This window comes from Erythrobacter sp. SN021 (genome assembly GCF_021864455.1).
Genome location: NZ_JAKKUW010000001.1, coordinates 165,529 through 180,222 on the forward strand (window position 1 = coordinate 165,529; position 14,694 = coordinate 180,222).

Annotated in this window: 14 protein-coding genes; 5 read left to right on the plus strand and 9 right to left on the minus strand. The window is 61.8% G+C overall.

Features of this window, described 5'->3' with window-relative positions; genetic code table 11:
• The first annotated feature begins 34 nt into the window (after positions 1-34).
• Positions 35-1,270, plus strand: coding sequence for an EAL domain-containing protein (locus tag L5849_RS00760; RefSeq protein ID WP_236923894.1), 1,236 nt, complete (start codon positions 35-37; stop codon positions 1,268-1,270).
• A gap of 27 nt (positions 1,271-1,297) precedes the next feature.
• Here L5849_RS00760 and rpoD read toward each other — a convergent pair whose 3' ends face one another.
• The 5 genes from rpoD to L5849_RS00785 are packed head-to-tail and all read right to left on the minus strand — an operon-like array spanning position 1,298 to position 7,149.
• The gene (rpoD, locus tag L5849_RS00765; protein WP_236923896.1) at positions 1,298-3,295 is read right to left on the minus strand and encodes an RNA polymerase sigma factor RpoD; all 1,998 of its coding nucleotides are present in this window, start codon (positions 3,293-3,295) and stop codon (positions 1,298-1,300) included.
• 53 nt (positions 3,296-3,348) lie between these two features.
• Positions 3,349-5,205: a DNA primase gene (dnaG, locus tag L5849_RS00770; protein ID WP_115416694.1), complete on the minus strand. Its 1,857-nt coding sequence runs from the start codon at positions 5,203-5,205 to the stop codon at positions 3,349-3,351.
• Positions 5,206-5,241: 36 nt separating this feature from the next.
• The gene (locus L5849_RS00775; protein WP_236923897.1) at positions 5,242-5,934 is read right to left on the minus strand and encodes a hypothetical protein; all 693 of its coding nucleotides are present in this window, start codon (positions 5,932-5,934) and stop codon (positions 5,242-5,244) included.
• Positions 5,935-5,941: 7 nt separating this feature from the next.
• A complete protein-coding gene (locus L5849_RS00780; RefSeq protein WP_236923899.1) occupies positions 5,942-6,700 on the minus strand; it encodes a hypothetical protein in 759 nt (252 codons plus the stop codon).
• The gene (locus tag L5849_RS00785; protein WP_236923900.1) at positions 6,697-7,149 is read right to left on the minus strand and encodes a GatB/YqeY domain-containing protein; all 453 of its coding nucleotides are present in this window, start codon (positions 7,147-7,149) and stop codon (positions 6,697-6,699) included. The genes L5849_RS00780 and L5849_RS00785 overlap by 4 nt, the downstream gene beginning before the upstream one ends.
• 152 nt (positions 7,150-7,301) lie before the next feature.
• On the opposite strand from L5849_RS00785, the gene carA reads away from it, so the two are divergent.
• Both carA and L5849_RS00795 read left to right on the plus strand, forming a co-directional pair.
• Positions 7,302-8,480: a glutamine-hydrolyzing carbamoyl-phosphate synthase small subunit gene (gene carA / locus L5849_RS00790; RefSeq protein ID WP_236923901.1), complete on the plus strand. Its 1,179-nt coding sequence runs from the start codon at positions 7,302-7,304 to the stop codon at positions 8,478-8,480.
• On the plus strand, positions 8,477-8,833 hold the full coding sequence (locus tag L5849_RS00795) for a hypothetical protein (RefSeq protein ID WP_115416698.1): 357 nt from the start codon (positions 8,477-8,479) through the stop codon (positions 8,831-8,833). Before carA ends, L5849_RS00795 begins: the two co-directional genes overlap by 4 nt.
• Before the next feature lie 169 nt (positions 8,834-9,002).
• Here L5849_RS00795 and L5849_RS00800 read toward each other — a convergent pair whose 3' ends face one another.
• Positions 9,003-9,350 carry an endonuclease domain-containing protein gene (locus L5849_RS00800; RefSeq protein WP_236923902.1) on the minus strand — a complete coding sequence of 116 codons (348 nt, stop codon included), beginning with the start codon at positions 9,348-9,350 and terminating at the stop codon, positions 9,003-9,005.
• Between the two features lie 66 nt (positions 9,351-9,416).
• Between L5849_RS00800 and carB the strand changes: the two genes are divergently transcribed.
• The gene (gene carB, locus L5849_RS00805; RefSeq protein ID WP_236923903.1) at positions 9,417-12,740 is read left to right on the plus strand and encodes a carbamoyl-phosphate synthase large subunit; all 3,324 of its coding nucleotides are present in this window, start codon (positions 9,417-9,419) and stop codon (positions 12,738-12,740) included.
• A gap of 113 nt (positions 12,741-12,853) precedes the next feature.
• Positions 12,854-13,321, plus strand: a complete 468-nt coding sequence (greA, locus tag L5849_RS00810; RefSeq protein ID WP_115416700.1) for a transcription elongation factor GreA — start codon at positions 12,854-12,856, stop codon at positions 13,319-13,321.
• On the opposite strand, the gene L5849_RS00815 is transcribed toward greA, so the two are convergent.
• The 3 genes from L5849_RS00815 to L5849_RS00825 form a co-directional block, all read right to left on the minus strand.
• Positions 13,314-13,802, minus strand: a complete 489-nt coding sequence (locus L5849_RS00815; protein ID WP_236923904.1) for a GNAT family N-acetyltransferase — start codon at positions 13,800-13,802, stop codon at positions 13,314-13,316. The two genes, greA and L5849_RS00815, sit on opposite strands and share 8 nt — an antisense overlap.
• 8 nt (positions 13,803-13,810) lie before the next feature.
• On the minus strand, positions 13,811-14,041 hold the full coding sequence (locus tag L5849_RS00820; protein WP_115416701.1) for a DUF4170 domain-containing protein: 231 nt from the start codon (positions 14,039-14,041) through the stop codon (positions 13,811-13,813).
• A 106-nt stretch (positions 14,042-14,147) separates the two neighbouring features.
• Positions 14,148-14,678: a hypothetical protein gene (locus tag L5849_RS00825; protein ID WP_236923905.1), complete on the minus strand. Its 531-nt coding sequence runs from the start codon at positions 14,676-14,678 to the stop codon at positions 14,148-14,150.
• Positions 14,679-14,694: the final 16 nt, after the last annotated feature.

Genomic DNA, 14,694 nt, shown 5'->3' on the forward strand with positions numbered 1-14,694 from the left:
TGTCCTTTAACCAATCGCGCTTAAGTGTGATTCCATGTCGACTGGTCTCAAGCTTGCCTTACCTGCGGAAAAGCACCCCCTGCGGTTCGAAGCGGTCGAGAGTGAATCGATCCAGCGGATATTGCATACAACCCGTGAACATCTCGGAGCCGAGATCGCCTTCGTCGGACGCTACGTCGATGGGGATCAGCGTGAGTTAATGCACGTCGATACCGATCTTGACCTGCCGATGGGAGCGGGCTTTCGCGAGCCGCGCGAGGACAGTTTCTGCTGGCATATCCTAGAAGGACGTCTGCCCGAGCTCATTCAGGATGCTGCCGACTACGAGCTTGCCAAGAGTTTGCCGGTCACCAACATGCTGCCCGTGGGGTGCCACCTGAATGTCCCCTTGCGGTTTTCCGACGGAGCGGTCTTCGGAAGTTTCTGCTGCGTCAGCCGACAAGCCGATAGGACCGTAACCGAGCGCGACATGAATGTCCTTCGCGCGTTCGGAAGGCTCGCAGCCGAGCATATAGAGAGTTCGATTGCCGAGGACGAGCAATCAATGCGGCTCGATCGGAGTATTTCTGATGCTATCGGACGGCGTGCGATCAACATCGTACAACAACCGATTCATGAGGTGCGAACGCAGCGTGCTGTAGGCGTCGAGTGTCTATCGCGTTTCGAAGACGCGCAATCTCGCGGTCCCGACAAATGGTTTGCGGAGGCCGTTGCGGTTGGACGTGGCGTCGAGCTTGAGCTGGCGGCGATCGAGCTGGCCCTCGAGACGGTGGAACATGTTCCTCCAGGCGCGTATGTTTCCATTAACGCGTCGCCGGAGACCGTGCTTTCGGGCGAGATCGCGCCCCTCTTGGAAAAGCATCGCGCTCGTAACATAGTGGTCGAATTGACCGAGCACGAAAAAGTTAGTGATTTTATACGGCTGCGCGATTCGCTCAGGGAGATCGCAAAGTACGCGCGCATAGCGGTGGACGACGTCGGTGCTGGTTATGCAGGGCTGCGCTACCTCGTCGATCTGGCACCCGACCTTATGAAGCTCGATATGAGTCTGACCCGGAACATTCATCAAGACCTGGCGCGACAAGCCTTGGCAAAGGCGATCGTGAGCTTCGCCGGAGCAATCGGTAGCAAGGTTATTGCCGAGGGCATCGAATGCCAAAGCGAGCTGGATATGCTGACCCGCATAGGAGTGGATTACGGCCAAGGCTACCATTTCGCCGCACCCATGTCGGTCGCCGCGGCATCACGCCATTTGCGGGAGCATGCTTGACGGGACCGCAGGCGGCCCCGTCCGGCACTACTGATCCAGGAACGAACGCATCTTGCGGCTGCGGCTCGGATGCTTGAGCTTGCGCAGCGCCTTGGCTTCGATCTGACGGATACGTTCGCGCGTCACCGAGAACTGCTGACCGACTTCTTCCAGCGTGTGATCGGTATTCATGCCGATGCCGAAGCGCATGCGCAGCACACGTTCCTCGCGCGGGGTCAGGCTGGCAAGGACGCGGGTGACCGTTTCCTTGAGGTTGGCCTGGATCGCCGCGTCGACCGGGATGATCGCGTTCTTGTCCTCGATGAAATCGCCGAGGTGCGAATCCTCCTCGTCGCCGATCGGCGTTTCGAGGCTGATCGGTTCCTTGGCGATCTTCATCACCTTGCGCACCTTCTCGAGCGGCATGGAGAGCTTCTCCGCCATCTCTTCGGGCGTCGGCTCGCGGCCCTGATCGTGCAGGAACTGGCGCGAGCAGCGCACCAGCTTGTTGATCGTCTCGATCATGTGGACCGGAATGCGGATCGTGCGTGCCTGGTCGGCGATCGAGCGGGTGATCGCCTGACGGATCCACCATGTCGCGTAGGTGCTGAACTTGTAGCCACGGCGGTATTCGAACTTGTCGACCGCCTTCATCAGGCCGATATTGCCTTCCTGAATGAGGTCGAGGAACTGCAGGCCGCGATTGGTGTATTTCTTGGCGATCGAGATCACCAGGCGCAGGTTCGCCTCGACCATTTCCTTCTTGGCGATCCGCGCCTCGCGCTCACCCTTCTGGACCTTGTTGACGATCCGCCGGAATTCTTCCAGCGCCATGCCGGTCTGCGCAGCGATATCGGAAATTTCGGCGCGGATGCGCTCGACCGCATCTGCTTCCTTCTCGGCGAAGGCGGCCCATTTCTTGTCCTTCTTCGCGCGCGCCTTGAGCCAGCTATCGTCGAGCTCGTTGCCAATATAGGCATCGAGGAAATCGATCCGTTTGACCTTGTGACGTTCGGCTAGGCGCAGCATCTGGCCGCCCAGTGCGGTCAGCCGACGATTGAACGCGTAGAGGTTGTCGACCAGGAACTCGATCTTCGTCGCATGGAACTGGACGCTTTCCACTTCCGCGGTAAGCTGTTCGGACAGCGCTTCGTATTTCTTTTCCTTGGCGGGCGGGAAAGCATCGCCCTTCGCCATGACATCGACGCGCTCTTTCTGGAGCTTCTCGAATTTGCCGAAGAGGTCGGTGATGCGGGCGAATCGTTCGATCGCGTCGGGCTTGAGTGCGGCCTCCATCTGAGCGAGCGACATGGTGTTGTCCTCGTCCTCGTCGTCGTCGCTCTTGGACGAACCCTCTTCGCCGTCTTCGTCTTCGCTGTCGTCGCCTTCATCGTCGCGTATCGAAGGGCCGGCGGTTTCTTCCGAAATTTCGCCGTCATCGTCTTCCTCTTCCTCCGCCATTTTCTCGGGCGGAGGTTCCTTCGACAGCATGGCATCGAGATCGAGGATTTCGCGTAGCTGCATCTCCTCGGCGTTCAGCGCTTCGGACCACTGGATGATTGCGTGGAAGGTGATCGGGCTCTGGCACAGGCCCATGATCATCATGTCGCGGCCGGCCTCGATCCGCTTGGCAATCGCGATCTCGCCCTCGCGGCTGAGCAGCTCGACCGCGCCCATTTCGCGCAGATACATACGCACCGGATCGTCGGTACGCTCGCCAGTGGCGGTCTTTTTGGCAGCCGGCTTTGCCGCTGCCTTGGTCTTCTTGTCGTCGGTCGCGATTTCCTCGACCTCGGCTGCTTCTTCCGCAGCCGCCTCGGCTTCCTCGTCGTTTTCGACGATCTGCACGCCCATGTCGGAGAGGGCGGACTGGATATCCTCGATCTGGTCCGAACTCATCTCGCCTTGAGGCAGGGCGTCGTTGAGCTCGTCATATGTGACGTAACCCTTTTTCTTAGCCTTGGTGATGAGCTTCTTGACCGACGCCTCGTTGAGATCGATCAGGGGAGCGTCGCCATCGTCCTTGGTCTTCGACTTGGTGGCCATAGAGATTTCAAATCCAGTCTATTCGCTTTGGGCGGGTCGCGATCCCGCCAAGATCAAGTATCCGATTCGCCGTCTGCCGCGGCTTTCCTGCGACCGAAACGCTTCAACCGCTCGTTTAGTGCCAGCAACCGCTCGCGCAATCGGGCCTGTTCGGCGATAGAGCCTTCCGGATCGCGTTCGAAACGCACCGTGGCCGCGCCAAGCGCAGCCTCTAGCGCCGGTCTTTCGACCAGCAGCGATACGGCCTCGGCCAGATCCTCGCGCGCATCACCCGGGTCGGTGCCTTCATCGAGGAAGGCGAAATGAGCTTTTGCCGGTGGGGCGGGAAGGCCTCGTTCGAGCGATATGGTCGATTGCGCGGACAAATCAAGCGTCTCTGCGGCTTCGAGAAGTGAATCGAGCGCCGGACCGACATTTTGGTCACGCCTGGCCAGTTCGGAGAGCGCTTCTTCGTGGCGCAGGATCTGGTCGGGATATTTGACCAACCCGGCAATCACCGCGCGGGTCAGCGAATCGCGCGCACCACCGCCCATCGCGCGGGTAAGGCTGTCTCGGGCCTCCGGCGACAGAGTCGGTGCGGGCTGTTTGAATTGCCCCTTCTTCCAGTCTCCGCGAGACCGGAATTCGCGTTGTGGGCGGGGCGGGAAGGCGAAGGCCGAGAAGCGTTCGAGCAGTTCGCGTTTGTAGAGCGGACCGATATCGGGGTGCTGGATGCTGTCGACATGGCCGAGAAGGCGCGCTTTGAGGCCCGCTTTCTCCTCCGGGGAGTCGAGCGGGGCCGCCGCTTTTTCGAACTCCCAAAGCGTATCGAGCAGACTCGTAGGATGCGCGAGCAATTCCTCAAGCGCGCCGACACCTTTCTCGCGGATGAGATCGTCCGGGTCGAGCCCGGCCGGAAGGCGCACGATCGCCAGCGAATGGCCGGGCCGCAGCATCGGCAGCGCGCGCGATATCGCCCGCATGGCGGCGCGCTGACCGGCATTGTCGCCATCGAAACAAAGGATCGGCCGTTCGACCTGCCGCCACAGCAGCTCGATCTGGTTTTCGGTCAGGGCCGTGCCGAGCGGAGCAACCGCTTCCCGGATACCCGCATTGGCAAGCGCGATCGCGTCCATATAGCCTTCGACCACGATCATCCGACCGCTCTGGCGCGCAGCGGGCGCGGCGCGGTGGAGATTGTATAGCGTGCGGCCCTTGTCGAAGAGCGGTGTGTCGGGGCTGTTGAGGTATTTCGGCGCCTTGGAATTGGCCTCGCTGTCGAGAATGCGCCCGCCGAATGCAATCACGCGGCCGCGCGTGTCGTGGATCGGCAACATCAGCCGTCCGCGAAACCGGTCGTAGGGTTCCTTGTCCTCGACCGCGATCCGCATGCCCGCTTCGATCAGCATGGGCTCCTCAAATTTGCTCAGCGCGCGCTTCAGGGCCTGCCGGTCTTCAGGCGCGAAACCGAAGCCGAATTCGCGGATCGTCGCATCGGAGAAGCCGCGCCGCCCGAGATAGCCGCGTGCCTGCACGCCTTCGGTCCCCCGCAAATTGCTCTCGAACCACTCCTGCGCGGCAGCAGTCACATCGTGCAGGCTGGCGCGTTTTTCCGCTCGCTTCGCGGCTTGAGGGTCGGGGGCGGGGACCTCCATCCCGGCCTCGGCGGCCAGTTCCTTCACCGCATCCATAAAGGGCATGCCGCGCTGGTCGGTCAGCCAGCGGATCGCATCGCCATGGGCCTCGCAGCCGAAGCAATGGTAGAAGCCCTTCTCGTCATTGACGTAGAAGCTTGGTGTCTTCTCGTTATGGAACGGGCAGCAGGCCTTGAACTCGCGCCCCGCCTTGGTCAGCCGCAGGGTACGACCGATCACGGCGGAAAGCGTGGTCCGCATGCGCAATTCGTCGAGCCATTGGGGAGACAGGGCCATAAGGTCGCAGACCTTACCGGACCCGCAGAGGTGCGGCTAGCTCCCGGCGGCGCCCTCCACAGGCTTATCCTCAGGCGGGAAGGGGCCGGTCGCCGCGACCTGATTGCCGTCGACTTCGAACAGATAGGATTCTGCCGGTCCTTGCGGGGGCAGGGTCGATTGCCACCAGAAGGTCACCGTACCGCCGGGCTTCCATCCGGTACCGCGAACCACGCGCCAGATCAGGCTGCCATTATCGTTGCTGATCGAGATCGCATCGGGATCGCCCAGCACGGCCTCGGCTTCGGCGGTCGAATAACCGATCGACTGGTTGAAGCCCGCGGCCTTGCGTATCGTGCGGAACAGGGTGGGTGGGGCCTCGACCACTTCGGGTCCTTCGGCAGGGTCCTCGGACTCGCTTTCCTCTGCCAGCGTGACCGCATGAACGTAAGTGTAGACGGTTCCTTCGGACATCTCGCCAGGCCTGCACTCCTCCACACCGGCAGGGCAGGCGACGTAGCTTACCAGCGTACCGACCTGGCGGTTGCGTGCGCTGAGGACAGTTTCGACCTCCGATCCTTGCGGCCCGGCGATCCTCGCACCGAGCGTCGACAGATCGAGATCTGCGCCGACGAGGGTGCGCGGTGCGGCGACGGTCGGGGTCGGGGTGGGCGCGGGCTCCGGCTCGGGAGAGCCGCACGAGGCGAGGGCAAACATAACCCCGGGTAGGGCAAGGGACGCGAGGCGCATTATCAGGTCATCCCTCGGCACCGGAAACGATGTCGCGATCGCAGGCATTGACCGCATCGGGTGCCTCGCCGGGGTAAGGCCCATTTCCCATGGCCATCGTATAGTTGGCCTCGATCGCATAAGCTTCCACGGGGCCGGCGGGCGGCACGGTCGATTGCCACCAGAAGGTAAGCGGTTCGGCCTGTTCCCACTGGTCGCCGCCATCGCCTGCGCTGACGGTCCAGACCAATGCGCCATCGTCGCAGGTAATCACGACATCGGCCTTGGCCCCGATCGCGGCCATCGCCTCGTCCTTGGAGTAACCCACCGCGCCGGTGAAGCCGGTGGAGGGTCGTGTCATGCGAAAGGCAGTGGCGCGTTCCACATCGGAGGAATCCGCGCCTTCACCGCTGCCGCTGTCGGGCTGGTTATCCTCTCCCGGATATACGATATGAACATACGTGTAGATCGTGCCCTCTGGCGCCGTCGCCGGATCGCATACCGTCATGCCTGCCGGGCAGGCCACATAGCTGCGCATATCGGCGAAATTGCCTTCGGGGTTGGACAGAGCGGCTTTCACCTCGGGGCCTTGTGGGCCGACGATTTTCGCGCCGAGTTCTAGGTCGAGGAAGTCGACTGCTTCGATATTGCGCGCCAGCGCTTCGGCCGCGCCATCGCTTTCGGCGGTTTCGAGATCGGTCGGCGGTTCGTCCGCGTCGGAACCGCAGGCGGCAAGCATGAGGGCGAGCGCCGGGGCGAGGGGGAGGGCGACCGAAATCCTGTTCATGAAAGCGCTTCCTTTACCAGTCCGCTGGCCTTGCTCATGTTCAGAGTAGCGCCGTGGCGGCTCTTAAGTTCCCCCATTACGCGGCCCATGTCCTTCATGCCCTCGGCGCCAAGCTCTGCCTTGATCGCGGCAATCGCGGCGCGGGTTTCGTCCTCGCTCATCTGCTTGGGCAGGAATTCCTCGATCACGGCGAGTTCGGCCTTTTCCTTGTCGGCCAGTTCGGTGCGCCCGCCGTCCTCGTACATCTCGATCGATTCGCGGCGCTGCTTGGCCATTTTGAGCAGCACGTCGGTGACCAGCTCGTCGTCCTCCGGCTTCTTATCGGAGGTGCGCAGTTCGATGTCGCGATCCTTGATCTTCGCCCCGATCAGGCGCAGCGCGGCGGTGCGTTCCTTGTCCTTGGCCTTCATGGCGGTGACGGTTTCGGCCTGAATTTTTTCGCGCAGCATTGGGTTTCCCGGGTGGTTGGTGTCTGATTTCACCGGCTCATTTAGACCAGTGCGCCGATAAGCCAAGGGTTCCGCTTGACGGGACTCGTGCAGGTCCCTAGCGGCTGGGTCTTAGCACACATCGCTGGAAACCTTTTTATCCCGGAGCGCCCATGGCCCTGTCCGCATCTTCGCACGCGCAACCTAAAGATGCCACGGGAGTCCTCGTTCTGGGCGACGGTACGGTCATCTGGGGCAAGGGCTTCGGCGCCACCGGTTCCGCCGTTGGCGAGGTCTGCTTCAACACCGCGATGACCGGATACCAGGAGGTGATGACCGATCCCTCCTACGACAGCCAGATCGTCACCTTCACCTTCCCGCATATCGGCAATGTCGGCGCGAACGAGGAAGATCACGAGAGTCGCGGGCTCGGCGCAGTCGGCTGCGTCACGCGGCAGGAAGTGACCCCGCAGTCGAACTTCCGCGCGCAGAATGAATTCGTCGAATGGATGAAGGATCACGGCAAGATCGGCCTGTCGGGCGTCGATACGCGCGCTCTGACCCGCCGCATCCGCATGTCGGGCGCACCCAATGCGGTGATCGCGTACAGTCCGCGGGGTGAATTCGACCTCAAGGCGTTGAAAAAGCAGGCCGCCGAATGGAGCGGGCTCGAAGGGCTCGACCTCGTCCCCGGCGTGACGCGCGAGGCCCAAGAAGACTGGACCGGCGGCCACTGGCAACTCGGCTTCGGCTATACCAACGGCAGTGCGGAAAAGCCGCATGTCGTCGCGATCGATTACGGCGCGAAGGACAATATCTTCCGCAACCTCGTGAAGGCGGGGGCGAAGGTCACCGTGGTGCCCGCACGCACCTCATTCGACCAGATCATGGCGCTGAAGCCCGACGGCGTGTTCCTTTCGAACGGTCCGGGCGATCCGGCGGCGACGGGCGAATACGCCGTTCCAGTGATCAAGGCACTGCTCGACGCCGATACTCCGCTGTTCGGCATCTGTTTGGGACACCAGATGCTCGGGCTGGCGGCAGGGGCGAAGACCGCCAAGATGTTCCAGGGCCACCGCGGCGCCAACCATCCCGTCCAGCGCGTCGGCGAAGGGTGGGGCGCGAGCGAGGGCCTCGTCGAGATCACCAGCATGAACCACGGCTTCGCGGTCGATGTCGACACGCTGCCGCCGGAGGTGGAGCAGACCCATATCTCGCTGTTCGATGGCACCAATTGCGGGATCAGCATCAAGGGCAAGAAGGCCTTCGGCGTACAATACCACCCCGAGGCGTCTCCCGGCCCCCAGGACAGCTTCTACCTGTTCGAGAAATTCGTGGGGATGTTGGGGTGAGGCGCAGCAATTTGGTTGCTTTTGCATTCGGCGCATTCGCTTCCTTGGTCAGCGTCGGAGTCGCGTCCCAATTCAATGCCGATCCAATTGAGGCCAAGGCATACCGAACAGTTTTTGCGCCGGACATCATCGAGCCTGAAGGCGAGTTGGACGAAACAAGCAATATCGCGTTCGAAGTCGGTGAAGTGCTTCGTGAATGCGGCCTTTCGGAGTTCGATATGAAGCTCGGCGACCTGCATGGAATAACATACGAGATCGAGATCTCAGCGAAAAACATGCGAGGCCTTCACTGCATCGAAGTCCGCGCCCGAGATGTCGATAATGCAGTCAAACTCGGTTTTAAGGTTATCTAATGCCCAAATGCACCGACATCTCCTCGATCCTCGTCATCTCCCTTCCCCTTGGGGAAGGGTTGGGGATGGGGGTCCGGCAGTGATGGGGCTGAGCTACATTTCGGGCGTCGTACACCCACCCCTAGCCCCTCCCTCGAGGGAGGGGGATTGCCAGTTAGGAATGGGCTCTTCAGTGCTGGTTTCGGGCGATTTCGATTTCTTTCATGATCGCTTCCAGCATGCCGTCGGTATTTTCGAGGATATCGTGGTTCCAGAAGCGGATGACGCGGTAGCCGTGGGCTTCGATGGCGGCGCTTCTCGGGGCGTCGGACTCGGCAGAATGCTGTCCACCGTCGCATTCGATCGCGAGCCTGAGGCTACGGCAGGCGAAATCGACGATGTGGTTGCCGATCGGGAATTGCCGTGTGAATTTCGCTCCGAGCGGCCTGGCTCGCAGGTGCGACCAGAGCCGCCGCTCCGCATCCGTCATGTCGCGCCGCAGCTTGCGCGCAACGTCAGTCAGTCGCTTTTCAGCCATCGTGGCATACCCATCCCCAACCCCTTCCCTCAAGGGAAGGGGCTTTCAGTAGCGAAGTCGAGCTAGATGCCCAAACGTACAGACATTTCCTCCATCCTCGTCATCGGCGCCGGGCCGATCATCATCGGCCAGGCCTGCGAGTTCGACTATTCCGGCACGCAGGCGATCAAGGCGCTGAAGGAGGAGGGCTACCGGGTCATCCTGGTCAATTCCAACCCCGCCACGATCATGACCGATCCGGAAATGGCCGACGCCACCTATGTCGAGCCGATCACGCCCGAGATCGTCGCCAAGATCATCGAGAAGGAGCGGCCCGACGCGGTGCTTCCGACGATGGGCGGGCAGACGGCGCTCAACTGCGCGCTCGACCTTGCCAATCAGGGTGTGCTGGAGAAATTCGGCGTCCAAATGATCGGCGCCAATGCCGATGCCATCGACAAGGCCGAAAACCGCCAGCGCTTCCGCGAGGCGATGGACAAGATCGGCCTCGAAAGCGCGCGCAGCGGCGTGGCGAACACGGTCGACGAGGCCTTTGCCGTGCTCGAGCGCACCGGTCTGCCCGCCATCATCCGCCCCAGCTTCACGCTTGGCGGCACGGGCGGCGGCATCGCTTACAACAAGGCCGAGTTCGACAAGATCGTCCGCGAAGGTCTCGACGCATCGCCCACCACCGAAGTCCTGATCGAGGAGTCGCTCCTCGGCTGGAAGGAATACGAGATGGAGGTGGTGCGCGACCGGAAGGACAATTGCATCATCATCTGCTCGATCGAGAACGTCGATCCGATGGGTGTGCATACGGGCGATTCCATCACCGTCGCGCCAGCGCTGACGCTGACCGACAAGGAATACCAGATCATGCGCACCGCCAGCATCAATGTGCTGCGCGAAATCGGCGTGGAAACAGGTGGTTCGAACGTACAGTTCGCAGTCAATCCGAAGGATGGCCGCCTGATCGTGATCGAGATGAATCCGCGCGTATCGCGCAGCTCGGCGCTGGCTTCCAAGGCCACCGGCTTCCCCATCGCGCGCGTCGCGGCGAAGCTGGCGGTGGGCTACACGCTCGACGAGATCCAGAACGAGATTACCGGCGCAACCCCGGCGTCGTTCGAACCGACCATCGATTATGTCGTCACCAAGATCCCGCGCTTCGCCTTCGAGAAGTTCAAGGGATCGAAGAACGAGCTGTCGACCGCGATGAAATCGGTCGGCGAAGTCATGGCCATCGGTCGCTGCTTTGCGGAATCGATGCAAAAGGCGCTGCGCGGTCTCGAAACCGGGCTCGACGGCTTCAACCGCATCACCGAGTTCGAGGGTGTCAGCCGCGAGGTCATCACTGCCTCGCTCAGCAAGCGCACGCCCGACCGTATTCTCAAGATCGCGCAAGCCTTCCGCGAGGATTTCACGGTGGAGGAAGTGGCGCGCATCACCGGGTTCGATCCGTGGTTCCTGCGCCAGATCGAGGCGATCATCTATGAAGAGAAGATGATCGGTCACAATGGCCTGCCGGGCGATGCCGCAGAAATGCGCCGGCTTAAGGCCATGGGCTTTTCGGACAAGCGCTTGGCGACGCTGGCCGTGCGATCGGTCGGCGTGGCGGGAGGCCTCGGCGAGACGCAGGCCAAGCGCTCGGGCCTGCTGCACGACGCATTGCGTGCCATGGCGGGCGCGACCAGTGAGCAGGAAGTACGCGATCTGCGCCGCAAGCTCGGCGTCTACCCGGTCTACAAGCGTATCGATAGCTGCGCCGCCGAGTTCGAGGCGATCACGCCCTATATGTATTCGACCTACGAAGCGCCGAGTTTCGGTGAGCCAGAGGACGAGGCCGATCCGTCCGACCGCAAGAAGATCGTTATCCTCGGCGGTGGCCCGAACCGTATCGGGCAGGGGATCGAGTTCGACTATTGCTGCGTCCACGCCTGTTTCGCGCTGGCCGAGGCTGGGTTCGAGACGATCATGGTCAACTGCAACCCGGAAACGGTTTCGACCGATTACGACACTTCCGACCGCCTCTATTTCGAGCCGCTGACCGAAGAAGACGTGCTCGAAATCATGCGCGTCGAAATGTCCCGGGGCGAAGTGGTGGGCGTCATCGTCCAGTTCGGCGGGCAGACCCCGCTCAAGCTCGCCGCCGCGCTCGAGCGTGAGGGCATCCCCATCCTCGGCACCAGCCCCGATGCGATCGATTTGGCCGAAGACCGCGAACGCTTTGCCAAGCTGGTCAATAAGTTGAAGCTCAAGCAGCCGATGAACGGCATCGCCAAGAGCCGCGACGAGGCCGTGGCCGTGGCCGCGCGCATCGGCTATCCGGTGTTGCTGCGCCCGAGCTACGTGCTCGGCGGACGGGCGATGGAAATCGTCGACAGCGAAGCGCAGCTCGACGATTACATTAACACCGCCGTCAACGTCTCGGGCGACAGCCCGGTGCTGGTCGATCAGTATCTGCGCGATGCGATCGAATGCGATGTCGATGTGGTATCCGACGGCAATGACGTCCGTATCGCGGGGGTGATGCAGCATATCGAGGAAGCCGGGGTCCATTCGGGCGACAGCGCCTGTACCCTGCCGCCCTACAGCCTGCCGCAGGACATCGTCGACGAAATGTCCCGCCAGGCGGCCGAATTGGCCAAGGCGCTGGAGGTCCGCGGCCTGATGAACGTGCAGTTCGCGGTGAAAGAAGGCGAGGTCTATCTGATCGAGGTGAACCCGCGCGCCAGCCGCACGGTGCCCTTCGTCGCCAAGGCCATCGGCCAGCCCATCGCGAAGGTCGCGGCGCGCGTCATGGCGGGCGAGGCGCTGCATACGTTCGAACCCTTCGATCTCACTCCGGGCCACATGGCGGTGAAAGAGGCTGTCTTCCCCTTTGCGCGCTTCCCGGGCGCCGATCCTATCCTGTCGCCGGAGATGAAATCGACCGGCGAGGTCATGGGTATAGATCGCGATTTCGCAGCGGCGTTTCTCAAGTCGCAGCTCGGTGCGGGAATGAACCCGCCTCAATCCGGCACGCTGTTCGTTTCGGTGAAAGATACCGACAAGCCGCTGATCGTGCCCGCGGTTCGGACACTGCTCGACAAGGGTTTCCGGGTCATCGCCACCGGGGGCACGCAGAGCTATCTGGCGGAGCAGGGCCTTGCGGTCGAACCGGTCAATAAGGTCGCCGAAGGGCGCCCGCACATCGTCGATGCGATTATCGATGGCGAGGTGCAGTTGATCTTCAACACCACCGAGGGCTGGCAGTCGCTGCTGGACAGCAAATCCATCCGCGAAGCGGCGCTTGAAAAGAAGTTGCCCTATTACACCACGGCTGCGGCATCGCTCGCGGTTGCGCAGGCTGTAGCCGAGGTTTCACCCGATCAGCTTGAAGTGCGTTCGTTGCAAGACTATTATAGCTGACGAAGAACACGCGCTTATCCCTCCTGACATTCGTATCGATCGGGCACCGCAATCCGGCGGGCCGGGTCCGAATTGTCCCGGGAGGCGCCGAACAGGAAGGACAAAGGGGTCCGATGGAAAAAGTGCCGATGCTGGCCGAGGGCTATGAGAAGCTCACGGCGGACCTGAAAGTCTTGCGTGCCGAGCGTCCTAAGATCGTCGATGCGATCGAGGAAGCGCGCGCGCATGGCGATCTGTCCGAAAACGCCGAATACCACGCTGCCAAGGAACGTCAGGGCCAGGTGGAGGCGATGATCGGCGAGCTGGAGGACAAGATCAGCCGCGCGCAGATCATCGACCCCACGACACTTTCGGGGGACAAGGTAATCTTCGGCGCGACCGTTACCCTGCTCGATGAAAACGATAAGCCGGTGACATACCAGATTGTCGGCCAGACCGAAGCCGATGCCGCAAAGGGACGTATCAGTTACAATTCGCCCCTTGGACGGGCGTTGATCGGCAAACAGCTCGAGGAAGAGGTGGAAGTGACCGTTCCGTCTGGGGACAAATTCTACCTGATCGACAAGATCGAGTTCATCTGAGCCGCTTTTCCATCGCCCAGTTGTGGATCGGGACATCCCGACGCTCGTGGGCGATGGTGAATTCGCGTTTGTTCGTCACGACATAGCCTGCCCGCTCGAAAGCGGGGCGAGCGAGATCGCTCGCCTCGGTATAGATCCGCTCCACGCCGTGTGCCTGCGTATAGATTTCCGCACGCGCGAGCAACTGCGTCGCCAGACCGTGCCGCGTGTGGTCGGGGCGGTTGTAGAGATGGTCGAGATGACCGTCGTGCTCGATCAAGGCATAAGCGACCGGGCTGTCGTCCGCATCTGTGGCGACGAAGATCGCATGACCTTCCGCTACACGCTCCCGGTACCGTCTGGCACCGGGATGTCGCGCGCTCCAGGCAGCGACCTGCTCAAGTGAGTATGCGTGCGGGCCAATGGCGGCAATCGCTGCGGCGATCACCTCGGCCAGCGCCTCGGCGTCATTGTCCCGATATGGCCTTATGGAATAGGCCATGGGACAGTTCAGGCCCCCGGGTCGAGCAGCTTGTGCAGATGAACGATGACATATTTCATCTCGGCATCGTCGACCGTGCGCTGGGCATTCGAGCGCCAGGAATCGACGGCAGCATCGTAGCTGCTGAACACGCCTGCGACATGAAGGCTTTCGGGATCGGCGAAAGTGACGCTGCGCGGGTCTGCGACGCGGCCACCCATGACCAGATAGAGCGTTTGCTTGCTCTCGGTTTCTTCCATCGGATCGTCTTTCTCTAGGGAGGAATGAATCGTTGCGCGCCATAGCGAAAGCGGCGCGACAGGCAACCCCGTCGCGCCGCTACGGCATGCTACTAAATGACTATCATCAATGGGTGATACGAGTACGCAGCGCGCGATAGGCACGGCTGCCCTTGCGGCTTGCTTTCCGGCCCGAGCTGCGCAAAGCATCGCCAGCGACATCGAGTTTATAGGCCGTATCGCGGCGCAGGCCGCGCGCTGCCGTCGAAGCGCTGTCACCGAGATCTTCCATCCGGTCGCCCGCATATTGAGCGCCATCGACGACGCCATCGATCATTCGCGCGCCGTAGGCGAGGGCTGCATCTGCGGCGAGACCGGCCCAAATACTCCCGCGTCGCCCGAGCCTGCGGCCCGGGCGTGTCATGGCGCCAATCGCAAGCCCGGCGACAAGTACGCCACCGACGACAGCGAAGGGGTGTTTCTTGGTGAATTCGATCGCGCTGTCGGCAACGTCTTTCGCCTGATCGGTCAGGCTGCGTTCTTCATTGCGCTTCTCCCCGGCCTCGATGCGGGCGCGCAATTGTTCGCGCTTCTGCTCATCGCTCAATTTCCTGTCGGCGCTGATAGGGGTGACATTGTTTTCGGCCGTGTCTGCCATGATATTTCTCCGCAAT